This window comes from Salicola sp. AFF1, assembly GCF_056783195.1.
In genome coordinates, this window is sequence record NZ_JBXAYL010000003.1 from 177,505 (window position 1) to 193,145 (window position 15,641).

Sequence of the window (15,641 nt, forward strand, 5' to 3'; positions counted from 1 at the left end):
GGAGCTCCAAGCGGCTTGGCATTTGGTGCTAAAGAGGCATTATCCGGTTGGTATCCAGGTTATAGTCTCGCGGATCAATGGCCTTGACGATCCGGTCCTGGGTGCCGGGCGCGGCCAGATCCAGACGGTCAATGGTGATGTGCTGGCGGAGGCGTGTGTTGTAGAACAGGCGCAGAACCGGTAGGCGCTGATCCTCTGGGTTGGTCTCCATGACGATGCCCAGCCGGTCGCTTTCAAGCAGGACCACACTGCCCACGGGGTAGATCCCGAGGCAACGGATGAACTCATGGACCAGGTGGGGGTCGAGGTGATCCCCGCTCCATTCCAGGAGCCGCTTCAGCCCCTGGGTGGGGGTGATGCCCTTGTGATAGACACGGTCCGCCGTGATCGCATCGTAGACATCCGCAATGGCCGCCATGCGGCCATACTGAGAGATTTCATGACCACACAGCCCGGCGGGGTAGCCGGTGCCATCCAGCCGTTCGTGGTGCTCGGCCGCCGTCAGCAGCGTCATCTCGCCCACGCCTTCGCTGTTCATCAGAATGTCCCGGGAATGGGCAACGTGTTCTTTCATAACCTCGAACTCACGACTCGTGAGCTTGCCCGGTTTATGGAGGATCTCATCGGGGGTGAGAATCTTGCCGATGTCGTGCAGCAAAGCGCCCACGATGATCTGTTCCATGACATCCGGTGCCAGGCCCAGTCCCTTGCCGAACACGGACATGAGCACGCTCAGGTTCACGGAGTGCTCAAGCAGGTAATTGTCCTTCTCGCGTATCCGCCCCAGGGCGCTTAATGCGTTGGGGTTGCTGAACACCGATGCCTTGAGATCGTGAGCCAGGTCATGAATCGGTGCAACGTCCACCGCCTTGCCCAGCTTGACGTCCTGCATGAGGTGATCAACCATCGACTGCGCTTGGTTGTGAACGTTCTGGGCGCGCTCCATTTCCTGCTCGAAGGGGGCAGCTTTGACATCTGAGGGAGCTGATTCTCCCGCGGCCTGAAGATCAGCCTCTTTGCGGCGATCAACCTCGAAAGCGGGCTCGGCGTCATTGCTGTCCAGGCCCTTGGCAGTATCAATGTAGACGTATTGAACGCCCATTCTGTGGATGCCTGCGATGGTTTCATCACGGCGGATGAAGCCGCGCCGCTTTTCCTTGTTGTGCGGGATCCAGTCATTGTTGAGGTCGGTGATGAACATCCCGACCCGCAGTGATTGAACGGGTAGACGCTTGATCATATGAACGCTTTTTCCGAGGCTAGTCCCCTCCATAATAGGCGCTGTCCGTCCAGAAGGCATACTCTGGCTGTAACAGGCTGTAAGCCCGGATGGCATCCTGTAGGGCTCCAGGCGCTTGAGCTTATTCCACCTTTTCGATGATCCGGTAACAGGGCTTGTAGGTCTGGCCAGGCAGCTTCATCCGGTTCTGCTCCACAAAGGCGTTGAGCAGCGTTTCCAGCGGTTCCAGAAACTCGGGGTCGCCTTCAATCTCGAAGGGGCCGTGTTCCTCGACCTGCTGGATGCCCTCAGTCTTGACGTTGCCGGCCACAATGCCGCTGAAGGCACGACGCAGGTTGGCGGCAAGGTGATGGGGCTGCTGGTCGCGGCTGAGGTCGAGCGCGCGCATGCTCTCGTGGGTGGGTTCGAACGGGGTCTGGAAGATGGGATCGACCGTGAGCATCCAGTTGAAGTAGTAGGCGTCCCGGTGCTCGCGCCGGTAGTCGCGTACGGCCTGCATGCCCTCATTCATGACCCGGGCCATTTCTTCCGGATCGTCGATGATGATCCGGTAACGGTTAGCTGCCTGATCGCCGAGGGTGTTGCGGATGAACTGATCAATCATCCGGAAATAATCCGCATTGTCCTTCGAGCCGCTGAGGATCAGCGGGAAGGGAAGGTCGGCATTGCGTGGATCGATCAGAACGCCAAGCAGGTAGAGTATTTCCTCGGCGGTGCCGGCGCCGCCAGGAAAGACAACGATGCCGTGGCCGGAGCGCAGGAAGGCTTCCAGGCGTTTTTCGATGTCCGGCATGATGACCAGTTCGTTCACGATCGGGTTCGGCGCCTCGGCGGCAATGATGCCGGGTTCGGTGATGCCAATGTAGCGCCCGCTGTCGATGCGTTGCTTGGCATGGGCGATGGTAGCGCCCTTCATCGGGCCTTTCATGGCGCCCGGGCCGCAGCCGGTGCAGATGTCGAGCCCGCGCAGGCCCATTTCGTGGCCGCAATCCTTGGTGTAGTCGTATTCATCGCGGCTGATGGAGTGGCCGCCCCAACAGACCACGATGTTGGGTTCCTGCTCGGGTTGCAGGATTTCGGCGTTGCGCAGTACCTGGAATACAAGGTTGGTGATGTCCTCGGATTTATCCGCGTCGTACCAGCTGGCGGTGGCGAGGATGGCGTTGGCGTAGACGATGTCGCGCAGTACCGAGAACAGGTGCTCGCGAATGCCCCGGATCATGGTGCCATCAACGAAGGCGCTGGGAGGGGCGTTGCGGACCTCGATCTTGATGCCGCGTGGCTGCTGCAGCAGGGCCAGGTCGAAGTCATGGTGGGTCTCCATGATGGCCTTGCTGTCGTCGCTGACGGTCCCACTGTTGAGCACGGCCAGCGCGCACTGGCGGAAAAGGCGGTAAAGTCCGCCTTCACCGTCGTCCTTGAGCTGGTTGACTTCCTTGCTGGACAGGACTTCGAGACTGCCTTCAGGGGAGACGCGCGCGTGAATGCCGTGTCTGGACATAGTGTTTGGCCTTTGGTGTCGGTTAAAATCACCCTCCTGCCGAAGCAGGACGTGATCCAAACCGACTAGTGTTGCCCATGGTCCATTACCTCATCAAGATTTCGCCGGAAATGGCGGTTAAGTCCGATCCCGTACGGCGCAAGCAGTTGCGCCAGATGCGGCGCAATGTTCGCCGTATGATGCGACAGATCGATGAACGCATCGAGGTTCGCCCGGGCTGGGACCGGATCGATGTGTACGTTCCGGGAGAGGACCCGGAAGCGGAGCAGCGGCGCGAGCAGGACCATGGCGAGGGCGCAGGGCTGGCCGAGCGGGTTGTCCATTACCTGCAGCGCATGCCTGGTTCCCAGTTCATCCTGCTGGTGGACGATCTGCCCTGGCAGAGCTTTGAGGATGCCGCCGAGAAAGTGACGGATGTGTACCGGGAGCGGCTGGCGGGAAAGACGTTCGCCGTGCGCGTTAAACGCCGTGGGGAACACAGCTTCAGCTCGCAGCAGCTGGAACAGTACCTGGGTGGCCATCTGCTCCACCATACCGAGGCCGCCGGGGTGAGCCTCAAGAACCCGGAGGTGCCGGTCAACCTGGAGGTTAAGCGCGAGAGCATGGTCGTGGTGCGCCGGCGCTATCCGGGCCAGGGTGGCTTCCCCATTGGGACCCAGGAGCCGGTTCTGTCGTTGATCTCCGGCGGTTTCGATTCCGCCGTGTCTTCCTATATGGCCATGCGGCGCGGCCTCCAGACGCATTTCCTGTTCTTCAACCTTGGCGGCACTGCCCATGAGGCCGGGGTCCGCCAAATGGTGCGCCACCTCTGGGCGGACTATGAATCCTCCCACCGCGTCTACATGATCTCGGTGCCCTTCGAGGGCGTGGTCGGCGAGCTGATGACCCGCATCAACCATGCGTACCGGGGCGTTGTGCTCAAGCGGCTGATGCTGCGGGCGGGCGAACGCATCGCCAATGAGATGCACATGTCCGGTCTCGTGACCGGCGAGAGTATTTCCCAGGTGTCCAGCCAGACGCCCCTCAACCTTGGTGTTATCGACCAGAGCACGGACATGCTGGTGATGCGCCCGCTGGTGTTCATGAACAAGGAAGAGATCATCAACACCGCTGACCGGATTGGCGCTTACTGGATGGCCGCGAACATGCCCGAGTACTGTGGCGTGATCTCGGATCGCCCGACCACCCGGGCGAAGAAGGGCCGTATTGAGCGCGACGAAGCCTTCTTTGATGACGCGGTGCTGGATGCAGCGGTAGCCAACCGGACCATGACTCCCGTGGACCAGATGCTGGAAAGCGAGGTGGGGGTTGATGACGTGCCGCGTGTTAGTACGCCTTCGCCGGGAGACGTGGTTATCGACATCCGTCACCCCGGGGAGGCGGCGGATGCGCCGCTAACGCTGACCAACAACGAGAGCCACGCCATTCCCTTCTACGAGCTGAACCAGCGCTTTGGTGAGCTGGACAGCGCCAACCGCTACCTCCTCTACTGCGATGAAGGCAGTATGAGCACGCTGCACGCCGGCCACCTTCTGGCGGAAGGTTACGACAACGTGGTGGTGTACGACCCGGGCGGCTGAGCCAGCCCGGACCGGCGGTCGGTGCGCTGTCAGATGCGGAACTGGCCGACAACCTCCCGGAGGCGCTCCGCCATGGAGGCGACCTCGTCGCTGGCGCGGTTGGTCTGCTCGGTCCCGGAGCTGCTCTCCTGGGCCGCCTCCACAATGCGGGTAACGTTCTGGTTGATTTCCTCGGCGGCCTGGCTTTGCTGTTCGGCCGCTGTGGCGATCTGTGTAACCTGATCGCTGATTGTCGAGACCGAGGCTTCAATGGAATTCAGTGATTCGCTGGCTTTTGAGGCCCGCTCCTGGTTCTCGTTGGAGCGCTCCTTGGCCTGCTTCATGGTTTCGACGGCCTTGTTGGTTTCCGTGATCAGACCGTCGATGATGCCCTGGATTTCCTCAGCCGATTTACTGCTGCGCTGGGCGAGCGCCCTGACCTCTTCGGCAACAACCGCGAAGCCGCGGCCCTGTTCACCCGCGCGGGCCGCTTCAATGGCGGCATTGAGGGCGAGGAGGTTGGTCTGTTCGGTGACGGAGTGGATGACATCCAATACCGTCTTGATCTCCTGGCTGCGTTCCGACAGCTGCCCCACAACCGCCGTCATGTCGTCCAGCTCCGTACCCAGCGTCTCCATCGCGGTGGCGTTATCGGCCACAATGGCACCGCCCTCCCTGGCCTTGGTATCCGCATCCGAGGCGGCGTCGGCTACTTCATTGCCGTTGCGTGATACCTCCTGAACCGTGGTCGTCATCTCATTAATGGCGGTGGCGATCTGATCGGTTTCGTTACTCTGGCGTTCCACGGTCTGGCGAGTCTGGCTCGCGATGTTGTTCAGCTCTTCAGCGGCGGAAGCCAGGCTCTGGGTGGTTCCATCCACCTCCTGGATGGTCTCGTGCATTCTCTGTACAAAGGCATTGAACTGGCGTGACAGCTGGCCGATCTCATCGTTCGTGTCTTCCGGCAGCCTCTGCGTGAGGTCGCCTTCACCAGCCGCGATGTCGTACATCCGGTTGGTTACCTTGCGGATGGGAGCGGTCATGATGCGGGCGACAGCGATCGCGATGCCCGCGGAGATCAGTATCGCGATGACGCCCACAATGGCAATCTGCCACGCCAGCCTGTTGGCGCCGGCCATCATCTCGGCCCTGGGGATAAGGCCCATGAACTGCCATTCCAGCTCTGGGGAGGTGAACACGATCGCCTGGTACGCCGTGCCGTCCATTTCAACGGTCCGGCTGCCCTCCTCCATGCTGCTCAGCTGCTGGAGCGTTGTGTCATCCAGCTCACCCACCGATTGGAAATTGGTCTCCGGAGCCAGGGGGTTGGCAAGGATGGTGCCGTCGTCCTCCACCAGCACCAGGCGCCCGGCTTCGCCCAGCTCAATGTTGTTCACCATCTCCATCAGGCCCTGCAGAGACACATCAATGCCAATCACACCCGCCAGATCCCCGCTCTCATCACGGACTTCATGGGCAACGCTGACCATGCTGGTGTCGTCGGTTTCAAAGTAATAGGCGTCGGTTATCACACTGCCGCTGGAGGCGTTGCTGGCCTGTTTGTACCAGGGCCGTTCACGGGGGTCGTAAGGTGCGCCACTGTCGCCGATTGGCCACTGGACGAACTCCCCCTTGCGGCTGCCAAAGTAGCCATAGGCCAGCCCGCCCTTGGCCTCCGCATAGCGCTTGAAACGCCGGTACAGCTGGGCTTCCGCCTCGCTGTTTTCCAGGGGCGTCATCCGGCCGGATTGGCTGGCCTCAAGATAACGGCTGAGCGAGCCCACGGACTGTGCAAGGAGCGGCTCTGAGGCCAGGAACCTGGCTTCCTTGCGCATGGTCTGGAAAAACTGGGTGATGGAATGATCAATCTGCTCAATCTGCTGGCGGCTGGCTCGTACCGCGTCCTGTTCCGCAGTCTGGCGGGCCTGGTAAATGGAGAGAGCCGAAACACTGGCGATCACTGCAATGAGCACAAGCGTGAACGTCAGTACCAGCTTCTGTGTAATGGTCATGGTTGCTCCCCCGAAACCAGTGCATGGGCCATGTAATCAAGGTAGCAGGGTTTCGGGCTAGCGTGCAGCCTTGTAGGTGTTCAGGATGCGATCATAGAGCCCGGTCTGGGTGATGGTCTCCAGGGCTTTGTTGAAACGCTGCACCAGCTCTTTCGAGGTTGATTCACGGCTGAACATGATGTAGATGGGGGCCTGTTTGACCCGCAGGGGGTGGGCTTCAAAGGCGTCTTCAAAGGTCGATCCCCTGACCTGTGCCTTCAGGACCAGAGGGTCGGCCAGTATGGCGTCCAGGCGCTTGCGGGCCAGTTTCCGGTAGTTCAGCAGATCACTGCGGGCAGCCTCAATGTGCTCCTCAAACCCGGGCAGGGTCTTCATGGTTGCAAACTGCTTGCCGTAGTCGTAGCCCCTGGTGATGCCGACCACAAGGTCCTGGTCCCGTATGTCACGAAGGCCTTTGAGTTCATAATCGTCGGCCTCGCCGCGGCGCATGAACAGATCAACGGACTCGGTACGGTAAGGGCGCGAAAAGTAGGCGTAGTCGGCCCTGTCCGGGGAATAATCCGCGCCTGCCGCGATATCGACCCGTCCTTTTTTCAGGTTCCGGAGGTGACGCTTCCAGGGTTGCTCAACCAGTGTCAGCTCGCAGCCGGCCTGGTCGGCCATGGCCCGCATCAGCTCAATATCCAGTCCTTTCAGGTGACCGTCTGTGTCTTGGTACTGGTAAGGCTTCCAGGGCTCCCAGCCCATGCGCAGCTCGCAGGCGGTGCTGAGTGAGGGGGGCAGCAGGAGAAGGATCAAGACGCCCAGGGTCGGTTTTGTTCCGGCGGTCAAGCAACAACGGCAGCGCCTTACACCATCATTGGGCGTTGAGGGTCCCATAGGGCTGCTCCAGGATCGTTGGTCTTTAATGTAGGATTGCTAATGAAATACGAGATTGCTAGTTGCTTTCACAACATATTTCGGGGCGTCGTTCCGGCTGGTTTTGGCAAGGGGTGTTGTCTGTCAGCAACCGCCCACCGCTGGAGGCGGTGAGGCGGTTGGGAAGAGGGCATCAGGGTTTCAGGATAACATCCACGGACTCATCAACGTCCGCAGGGTCGGCATAGCCCACACTGTTCGGCGTGGCGGCTACCTCATCGACCATCCGTTGCGAGTCACTGACTTCAGTGGGAGGCTCGCCTTCGCCCGTAAAGGTCTGCTCCGCCCAGAAGGATTTGAGCTGGGAGTTGCTCCGCCCTGTAATCCAGTCGTGAAACTCGCGGCGCACCTCACTGCCCTCGGCAATTTCAAAGGGCGTGGCGGCGTTGCTGCGGTTGAGGTACAGGTCCTGGACGTCGCCTTCAGAGAGGTTATCGGGCCCATCCGGATGGGCAATGACCACGACGTCAGCATTGGCCAGCGGCGCCGCCATCAGGGCCGCGAGTGCAATCATGCGCAGTGTCTTCATGTCGGGTCTCCTTAAAAGGCCGCGTCGAGCTTCAGGGTGTAGACGTTGGTGTGGTCGAAGCGGTTGCCCTGGCCTCTGGCAAAGCTCACAGCGTTACCACTCAAGCCGCCGGAGGTGTCCCCAAAGGCTCTTGAATGGGTCCAGTCCGCCTTGAGCGCAATACCGGGTATCACATCCCAGCGTACGCCGAGGCTGTAATCCTCACGCTTTTCGTTGAGGGCTGCCAGCGCGGCTGTGGGACTCGCTGGAGCGACAGGGCGCTTGTCGTCATCCTGGGTTTCCACCCACGCGTAGGTGACGTAGGGCATGACGCTGTCGAAACGGTAGCCGAGAGTGGCGTAGGCGCCATCGCGCTCCGGGAAGACCCCATCCGTATCGCGCCGGGTGATCTCCGAAACCGCCATGATGTTGCCTTGTTCGTACTCAATACCCAGTCCGTAGAACTTGCCGTCCTGGTCGTCAATTGATAGAGGGGAAGGGGTGCCTGCCAGAAGATTGACAATCGAGAGATCGGCGCGCGCGGCGACGCCCCGTACTGTCCAGGTGTAATCCGTCCAGGAGACTACGGCGCCGGCTGTGTTGCGCAGCTCCGTTCCTCCGGACAAATCCTGATTTTCGCTATGCCCCGCAAAAACCTGAGTGCGGATCGGTTGGCCGAGCACGTCAAAGTTATAGGTCGCGTCTGCGCCGGTAAAGGAGCTCAGTGACACCTGGTCATAGACGGCATCAGGGGCTTTGGCGAAGGGTTGCGCGTACCCCAGATCCAGCGAATCGGAGTACATGAAAAGGGGAGTGCGCATTTTACCGGCACGCAGGCGCAGGCCATTGTCCATCTTGTGACTCACATAGCCCCATTCCAGCTGGGTTTCCCATCGATCGCCCCCTGTCGCTTTCGGTTCTCCCCGGGACAGCAGCTGGAAGGTGGCCTTGGTCTGGTCATTCAGGTCAAACGTGCCCTGAACCGCGAACAGCGTTTGTGACCGGACGTCAGACTCTTCGGTGATCCCAGCGTATCCCGCGTCATTGCTGGCGCGGGCATAGCCGGTGCTCATGAAGCCGTTGATGCGAAAGTCCCTGTCGCGGGACGCCCGCATGTCTTCCTGAAGGCGTTCCAGCTCGCTCTCAAGGCGGTCCAGTCGTTCTCCCTGCGCTTCTTGCGCCTGGGCACCGGTCACTCCAGCGCCGATCAGCAGGCACACCGCGAGACGGGATTGCTTGGTGGGAAACTGTTTCATTGTTGTGCTCCGTTGCGTGTTTGCGTTCGGGGTTAGACGCGGAACTGGGAGGCAATCTGGTGCAGGCGCTGGGTGATCTCCCGGCTGTCCTGGCTGGCCCGGTCCAGTTCCTGGGTGGTCTCAATGACCTGTTCAGCGTTGCTGTGAATGTCGGTGATGTTGTTCACGACATCGTTGAACGTGGCCGTCTGTTCATGGGTGGCCGCCGCGATCTGTTCGTTGATGCTGCTGATGCTTTCCACGTTCTCCAGGATGCTCTGCAGCACTTCGCCGGATTCGCGGGTGGCATCAACGCCGGCGCGGGCCTTCTCAACGCTGCCCTGCATGGCCTTGACCGAGGACTCCGCAAGGTTGGAGAGCTCGGAAATAACCGTCTCGATCTCCTGGGCTGACGTCTGGGTACGCACGGCCAGGTTCCGGACCTCGTCCGCCACAACCGCAAAGCCCCGGCCGTGTTCGCCAGCGCGAGCGGCTTCAATGGCCGCATTGAGGGCCAGGAGGTTGGTCTGTTCGGTTACGGTTTTGATGGTGTCGAGCAGGCCCGCAACCTTGTTGGAATGGGTCTCGAACTGGTTAACAAGCTCGGCGCACTGGTCGATCTCCTGAGCCAGGTCCTGGATGGTCTGCACGTTACCGGCGACGTGGTCCTTGCCGCTCTTGGCGTATTCGGCGGCCCCCTGTGTCTGCTCGGAGGCGTTGGTGGCAAAGCTGGCTACCTCTTCCACGCTCTTGACCAGCTCGTCCACGGAATTACGGGCTGAGGCGATGGCCGAGGATTGCTCGTTGATGCGGGTCAGGTTGGTGCTGCTGGTCTCCGAAAGCTTCCGGGAGACGTCTTCCAGACCCTCCACGTCAGTGGAAATGGTACTGAAGGCGGTGTGGAGCTTCTCGATGAAGGCGTTGAAGTGGGTCACCAGCTCCCGGAGTTCGTCCTTTCCGTCGTAATCAATACGCGAGGTCAGGTCCCCTGCGCCGGAAGCCATGTCCCTCAGAGGGTTGATAACGCGGTTAAGGCTGGTGGTGATCGAGCGTGAAATGAGCAGGCTCACCACCACCAGCGCCACGACGGCGATGGTGGCAATGGTCAGCCCCAGTGTGGTGCTGCGCTCAGTGGAGGCGACCGTATGATCAATGGACTGGTTGAACGCGGAGCGGGCCTCGTCGCGAAGCTTGGTCATATCGCGCTTGAGCTCCTTGAGCCGGTCCGAGTTGGCCGAGGCATCCTCGCTCAGAGCGCTCATATCCGCATCGCCCTCAATGAAGGCGGAGGCGATGCGGGTGGCTTCGCTGTAGTAGCGTTCCAGATCGTTGGAAAGCTGGTTGAACCGTCCGCTCATCTCGGGCGCGGTTTTTTTGAGCTCCGACAGGTTGTTCTGGATCGTCTTATGGTGGCTCTTGGTCTGAGCCAGCTTGTCTTCATTGCCGGTGGTGACGGCGGAATTGATTTCCGCCTCCATGAGTTCCAGTTCCCCGAGGTTCACGGTGGCGAGCTCCATGGTGGGGTAGAGCTCCTCGTTCACCTCGTGCAGGCGATCGGCATTCTGGCTCTGGGTGTACAGGTTGTATCCCTGGGTTGCTATCAGGGCAATAACGGTGATTCCGACCAGCAGGGCGAGTTTCAGGGCTATTGAGAGTCTCTGTAGCATCGCAGCACACAACCTTTAATTAGAATGTCATTATATCGTAATCGCCTGCCGATTCGGGGCCCTGCATCGTGTTCGATTGTAAAACGACGGTTTCTCAGTTTTAGCAGCTGGTGGCCGTTACTGCTAGTTCATCCCTCCTGGTTTGCTAGTGTCCGCAACGCCGTAACAATTTTATTCCCTGTAGCCACATCAATAGCAGTTCGGGCGCAGAGTGCAATGCCTGGGCGTCAGGGATACTGGATACCTGAACAGCGCTGGCTGTTATACTGGGGCACCTTCACCCATTCACCACTAAAGGGCCCAGTGGCACTATGGATGTTTCTTCCATCCTCGATCCCCTCAACGACGCTCAGCGCGAGGCCGTGACCGCGCCGGACAGCCACGTTCTGGTTCTGGCTGGCGCCGGCAGTGGCAAGACGCGGGTGCTGGTGCACCGTATTGCCTGGCTGATCCAGGTGGAGCAGGTGCCGGCTTCAAGCATCATGGCCGTGACCTTCACCAACAAGGCCGCGCGCGAGATGCGGGGGCGGATTGAGGAGATGCTGCAGCTCCCCACCCGCGGCATGTGGATCGGCACCTTCCACGGCCTGGCCCATCGACTGCTGCGGGCGCATTGCCAGGATGCCGGGCTGCCGGAGAACTTCCAGGTTCTGGATGCGGACGACCAGCTGCGCCTGGTCAAGCGCGTGATGCGCGAACTGCAGCTGGATGAAAGCCGCTGGCCTCCCAAACAGGCCCAGTGGTTCATCAACTCCAGCAAGGACGAGGGCCTGCGCCCGGACCACATCGAGGATCACGGGGATGTGTTCACCACCACCCTGATCAACGTCTACCGGGAATACCAGAAGAACTGCCAGCGCAGCGGCCTGGTGGACTTCGGTGAGCTGCTGCTGCGTTCCCATGAGCTGTGGCTGGAAAAGCCGGAACTGCGGGCCCACTACCAGAGCCGCTTCCGGCACATGCTGGTGGATGAATTCCAGGACACCAACGCCGTGCAGTACGCCTGGCTGCGGGTGCTCAGTGGCGACCGGGTGCCGCTGACCATTGTGGGTGACGACGACCAGTCCATCTACGGCTGGCGTGGCGCGCGCATCGAGAACATCCAGCAGTTCCAGCAGGACTTCGGGGGCAGCCGGATGGTGCGGCTGGAGCAGAACTACCGCTCCACCCAGACCATCCTGGAGGCGGCCAACGCCGTCATTGCCAACAACCAGGGGCGGCTCGGCAAGGACCTGTGGACGGATGGTGAAACGGGCGAGCCCATCGACCTCTATGCCGCCTTCAACGAGCAGGACGAGGCCAACTACATCGCCGATACCATCAGCGACTGGGCCCAGCAGGGCAACGCCCGCTCCGAGTGCGCCATCCTCTACCGCTCCAACGCCCAGTCCCGGGTGCTGGAGGAGTCGCTGCTGCGCCAGGGCATTCCCTACCGGGTCTACGGTGGTCTGCGCTTCTACGACCGCCAGGAGATCCGCAATGCCCTGGCCTACATGCGGCTGGTGAACTACCGCCACGACGACGCCGCCTTCGAGCGCGTGGTGAACATCCCCACTCGGGGCGTGGGCGCCAAGGCGCTGGAGACGGTGCGCGAGGCCGCCGGGCGGGAGGGGGTCTCGCTGTGGCAGGCGACCGTGAACCTGCTCCATCATCAACTGCTCAAGGGCAAGGCCCGCACCGGCCTGCAGACCTTTGTGGACCTGATCGAGAATCTGGCGGACAACCACGAGAACCAGCCCCTGCACAGCCTGGCCGAGCGCGCCGTGCGCGAGACCGGCCTGAGGGATTACCACGGCAAGGAGAAGGGCGAGAAAGGCCAGGCCAGGGTGGAGAACCTGGACGAACTGGTGGGCGCGACCCGTGAGTTCCGCGTGGAAGACGACCAGAACCCGCTGAGCGAGTTCGTGGCCCGCGCCGCCATGGATGCCGGGGAATCCCAGGCCGAGGAGGACGAGGACAGCGTCCAGCTCATGACCCTGCATTCGGCCAAGGGCCTGGAATACCCCATGGTCTTCCTGACCGGTATGGAGGAGGGGCTGTTCCCGCACAGTATGTCCGCCGAAGAGCCCGGTCGTATGGAGGAAGAGCGCCGCCTCGCCTATGTCGGCATGACCCGGGCCATGCGCAAGCTCACCCTGACCTACGCGGAATCCCGCAAGCTCTACGGCCAGGAGCGTTTCAACGCGCCCTCACGGTTCATCCGCGAGATTCCGGACGACCACATGCGCGAAGTCCGCCTGCGCAATACGGTAAGCCGCCCTACCATGTTCAGCAACGCCGGCTCCGCCGGGAGCAACGAAACGGAAACCGGCTTCCAGCTCGGCCAGCGCGTGGTGCATCCCAAATTCGGTGAAGGCATTGTGATGAACGCCGAGGGCGCGGGCAGCCACGCCCGGGTGCAGGTGAACTTTGCGGAAGGCAGTAAGTGGCTGGTCCTGGCCTATGCTCCGCTGGAGCCGGCCTGAACGGAAGCCGCTGGCGCCCGGCATGTGGTTGGCAACCCAGCCGGACCGCGCTAGGCTGATTGAACGGTGACTCATGTCTGCCGGGGCGGTAGCGTGGCCAAAAGCGGCCCCAGCCCAGCGGGCTGGCAACGTTGGCAAAGCCCAGGCTAAGGGACTAACCACGGCCAGCCGAAAGATATTCCCGCCATCGGGTACTTGCGCCTAAGCACCAAGGGCAGGGTAACGGGGAACGCATGGTGAGCCTCTTTGCTGTACGCCCCCCCCTCCGCGCGTGAATCGCAAGCCACGGTAGGCATTCCCGCACCCCATTGACTCCCATCTCGCTGGCACGGCGCATCTGTTGGAACCGGATGACGAAGCGGATCCGGTTCCAGTAGGACTCCTCGACGCCACTGCTGTAACGGTTGGGCCGAATGGCGTCGCGGACGTGTTCCCTCAGGCGCGGCTGTGCCTTCTGCCGGTCCATGGCTTTCTCGAGAAAAGCTGTTTTTCTGTACAGTATTATTGAGTGAGCAAAAATGAGAGGTCACGCGATTACATGCTTGGCGGACTGAAACTTCGTAGGTTATTGTTATTAAAACGTCTTCAGGCGTTGATGCTCATGCCTGAAGGCGGAGTTATTGAGCGGGCAACGATATTGAATATCGGTGCGGGCACACTAATCTCTGTTAACCACAAACCAACCATCAAGGAGATAGATGGATGAAACCAAGAAAGGCAGTACACATAAAAAAAGAGAAAGTCTTTTTTTATGAGGAACGTGAGCATAAAAAGGTTACGCAGGAGGATTTAAGGAAGTCCGCTCGAAAAACTGAACAGAGAACTATGACACACTCAAAAAACTGCAACTCAGTCAAATTTGTGGAGATGGAGTAATTTAGATGGACAGGGAAGTTAAGGTTTTTGTGAGTTCAGAATTTAAAGAAAGTTTGGATAAAGAGAAGCTGGATATTGTTGTATCCAGATTTAAGGAGTACAAAAGGACAGGTGTGCCTCATGAAACGTTTGGTCGGGATACTACGTATGACTTTCCCGACAAGGTGAAGAAAGCAGGAATGTACCATATTCATGTTAAAGACAATACATCGAAGAAATGGCCGCTTAAAAGAATATCATTCGATAAGACCAGTAATACGGCGTTAATATATTGCGAGGGATTTTTTAATAGAAACTATTTTCTTCTCCTCGGTTTCTTGACTGACGCGCATGGTGTATATGCTCGGAATCCGCATTATTTGCTGGAGATTTCCGATATCGCTGATAGGTTTAGAGAAAAATTTTAGGAGAATAAAATGAGTATTGAGCTAAACTGGAAGAGAGGAAGTCCAAGTGAAGAAGGTCTATACTTCGTGGCCGTAAAGCTTGGGGAAGCAGCTGGAGTATATGATTTTCTTTATTGGAATGGGGAGATGTGGGAGTCATTAGAATATGGCCATGTAGCTGCGTTTGTTAATCTTCAAGAATTTAAGAATTCTCTAGATGTCAAATGGCCTGAAACTTCTGATATCGATTACAAGCCAAGGCAGCTGCCAAATGATGAATCTGAACTTTGGAGTGAAGGTTAGAGGTTAACAAGTAGCGGCAGTCGGACCGGTTTTTCGGCGCTGTGCGCCCAAAAACCGGCCGCTGCGCATTTCGTTAGTGGGCTGTGGCTCCGGGCCTTTCGTGGGCTTTGTGCCAGGGGCCTTGGCGGAAAGTGGCCAGAAAACCGGAAATGTCGGTGCTCGGCCAAGGCCGTCAGCATCGGAGATAGAATTGCTAGCTCAGCCGAATATTGTGCTGGGTAAAAATTGGGTGCCATAGTCTTGGGGCTGTCCGGCGAGAACTGATTTGGGGTCGTCCAGCTTTGCGTTCTGGTTCATCCACCGCAACAGTGGCGTTGGTTTCATTCCTGGAGCATCGGCGGTAATTGGTGCGAGGGCTTTCGAGTAGGCGGTTGGGTTCCGTGCCGGGGAATCGGTCATCAGTATAGCCCCGCCACTAACCAGCCGCTCAACCGGACGCCAAAAGCTCGCGCTTTTGGTCCCCTTCGCTTCGCTACGGCGCCGGTTAGCTCAACGTTAGTGGGCTGTGGCTCCGTTCCTTTCGTTGGTTGTGTGCCAAGGCCGTCAGCATCGGAGAGGGAGTTGGTAGCTTAGCCGAGTTCTGTCTGGGAAGAAGATTTGGTGCCACGGTCGTGGGGCTGTTCGGCGAAAGCCAGTTGCAGATCGGCTACCCTTGAGTCCAGGTCCGTTCACCGCAACCGTCGCGGTGATTTCAATCATGGAGTGCCGGCGGCAGCTGGTGCAGGGGCATCGGCGTAGGCGTTTGTGTTTAGTGCTGGGGAGCAGGCTTGCGTAGGACCCGCCACTAACAAGGCGGTCAACCGGACGCCAAAAGCTTGCGCTTTTGGTCCCCTCCGCTGCCGCTCCGGCGCCGGTTACCTAAGCGTTGAGGCTGTAGAAAAACCCCCGATTTGCTAGGCTGGCACTGAGCAACAAGGAGCTGTTCGCATGCCCCGATTCATCCCCTACAACATCGACCAGGACACGATGGT

General features: G+C 59.6%; 11 protein-coding genes. 4 read left to right on the forward strand and 7 right to left on the reverse strand.

The window, feature by feature from the left end; genetic code table 11:
• Positions 1–28 precede the first annotated feature (28 nt).
• Both AC1RQI_RS03515 and ppnN read right to left on the reverse strand, forming a co-directional pair.
• Positions 29–1,240, reverse strand: coding sequence for an HD-GYP domain-containing protein (locus AC1RQI_RS03515; RefSeq protein ID WP_481903667.1), 1,212 nt, complete (start codon positions 1,238–1,240; stop codon positions 29–31).
• Positions 1,241–1,361: 121 nt separating this feature from the next.
• Entirely contained in the window at positions 1,362–2,741 is a 1,380-nt protein-coding gene (gene ppnN / locus AC1RQI_RS03520; RefSeq protein ID WP_481903668.1) for a nucleotide 5'-monophosphate nucleosidase PpnN, read from the reverse strand.
• A 77-nt stretch (positions 2,742–2,818) separates the two neighbouring features.
• Here ppnN and thiI point away from each other — a divergent pair, with 77 nt between their 5' ends.
• Positions 2,819–4,321, forward strand: coding sequence for a tRNA uracil 4-sulfurtransferase ThiI (thiI, locus tag AC1RQI_RS03525; protein ID WP_481903669.1), 1,503 nt, complete (start codon positions 2,819–2,821; stop codon positions 4,319–4,321).
• Positions 4,322–4,350: 29 nt separating this feature from the next.
• Here the strand turns inward: thiI and AC1RQI_RS03530 are convergent, their stop codons facing one another.
• From AC1RQI_RS03530 to AC1RQI_RS03550, 5 genes are all read right to left on the reverse strand, one after another.
• The gene (locus AC1RQI_RS03530; protein ID WP_481903670.1) at positions 4,351–6,312 is read right to left on the reverse strand and encodes a methyl-accepting chemotaxis protein; all 1,962 of its coding nucleotides are present in this window, start codon (positions 6,310–6,312) and stop codon (positions 4,351–4,353) included.
• A gap of 57 nt (positions 6,313–6,369) precedes the next feature.
• Positions 6,370–7,143, reverse strand: a complete 774-nt coding sequence (locus AC1RQI_RS03535; protein WP_481903671.1) for a substrate-binding periplasmic protein — start codon at positions 7,141–7,143, stop codon at positions 6,370–6,372.
• A gap of 220 nt (positions 7,144–7,363) precedes the next feature.
• A complete protein-coding gene (locus AC1RQI_RS03540) occupies positions 7,364–7,759 on the reverse strand; it encodes a hypothetical protein (RefSeq protein WP_481903672.1) in 396 nt (131 codons plus the stop codon).
• A gap of 11 nt (positions 7,760–7,770) precedes the next feature.
• Positions 7,771–8,994, reverse strand: coding sequence for a porin family protein (locus AC1RQI_RS03545; RefSeq protein ID WP_481903673.1), 1,224 nt, complete (start codon positions 8,992–8,994; stop codon positions 7,771–7,773).
• Positions 8,995–9,026: 32 nt separating this feature from the next.
• Positions 9,027–10,640, reverse strand: a complete 1,614-nt coding sequence (locus tag AC1RQI_RS03550) for a methyl-accepting chemotaxis protein (RefSeq protein ID WP_481903674.1) — start codon at positions 10,638–10,640, stop codon at positions 9,027–9,029.
• A gap of 311 nt (positions 10,641–10,951) precedes the next feature.
• Between AC1RQI_RS03550 and uvrD the strand changes: the two genes are divergently transcribed.
• The 3 genes from uvrD to AC1RQI_RS03565 all read left to right on the forward strand — a co-directional run bounded on the left by uvrD (position 10,952) and on the right by AC1RQI_RS03565 (position 14,670).
• Complete coding sequence (gene uvrD, locus AC1RQI_RS03555) at positions 10,952–13,105, forward strand: DNA helicase II (protein ID WP_481903675.1); 2,154 nt, start codon at positions 10,952–10,954, stop codon at positions 13,103–13,105.
• A gap of 881 nt (positions 13,106–13,986) precedes the next feature.
• On the forward strand, positions 13,987–14,388 hold the full coding sequence (locus tag AC1RQI_RS03560) for a type II toxin-antitoxin system YafO family toxin (protein ID WP_481903676.1): 402 nt from the start codon (positions 13,987–13,989) through the stop codon (positions 14,386–14,388).
• Between the two features lie 9 nt (positions 14,389–14,397).
• Positions 14,398–14,670, forward strand: coding sequence for a hypothetical protein (locus AC1RQI_RS03565; RefSeq protein WP_481903677.1), 273 nt, complete (start codon positions 14,398–14,400; stop codon positions 14,668–14,670).
• The last annotated feature ends 971 nt before the right edge of the window (positions 14,671–15,641 follow it).

What these genes read in the sequence shown, in the direction of transcription:
- AC1RQI_RS03515 (WP_481903667.1), bottom strand. Translation starts at nt 1,240, where the DNA reads ATGATCAAGCGTCTACCCGTTCAATCACTGCGGGTCGGGATGTTCATC.
- ppnN (WP_481903668.1), bottom strand. Translation starts at nt 2,741, where the DNA reads ATGTCCAGACACGGCATTCACGCGCGCGTCTCCCCTGAAGGCAGTCTC.
- thiI (WP_481903669.1), top strand. Translation starts at nt 2,819, where the DNA reads ATGGTCCATTACCTCATCAAGATTTCGCCGGAAATGGCGGTTAAGTCC.
- AC1RQI_RS03530 (WP_481903670.1), bottom strand. Translation starts at nt 6,312, where the DNA reads ATGACCATTACACAGAAGCTGGTACTGACGTTCACGCTTGTGCTCATT.
- AC1RQI_RS03540 (WP_481903672.1), bottom strand. Translation starts at nt 7,759, where the DNA reads ATGAAGACACTGCGCATGATTGCACTCGCGGCCCTGATGGCGGCGCCG.
- AC1RQI_RS03545 (WP_481903673.1), bottom strand. Translation starts at nt 8,994, where the DNA reads ATGAAACAGTTTCCCACCAAGCAATCCCGTCTCGCGGTGTGCCTGCTG.
- AC1RQI_RS03550 (WP_481903674.1), bottom strand. Translation starts at nt 10,640, where the DNA reads ATGCTACAGAGACTCTCAATAGCCCTGAAACTCGCCCTGCTGGTCGGA.
- uvrD (WP_481903675.1), top strand. Translation starts at nt 10,952, where the DNA reads ATGGATGTTTCTTCCATCCTCGATCCCCTCAACGACGCTCAGCGCGAG.
- AC1RQI_RS03560 (WP_481903676.1), top strand. Translation starts at nt 13,987, where the DNA reads ATGGACAGGGAAGTTAAGGTTTTTGTGAGTTCAGAATTTAAAGAAAGT.
- AC1RQI_RS03565 (WP_481903677.1), top strand. Translation starts at nt 14,398, where the DNA reads ATGAGTATTGAGCTAAACTGGAAGAGAGGAAGTCCAAGTGAAGAAGGT.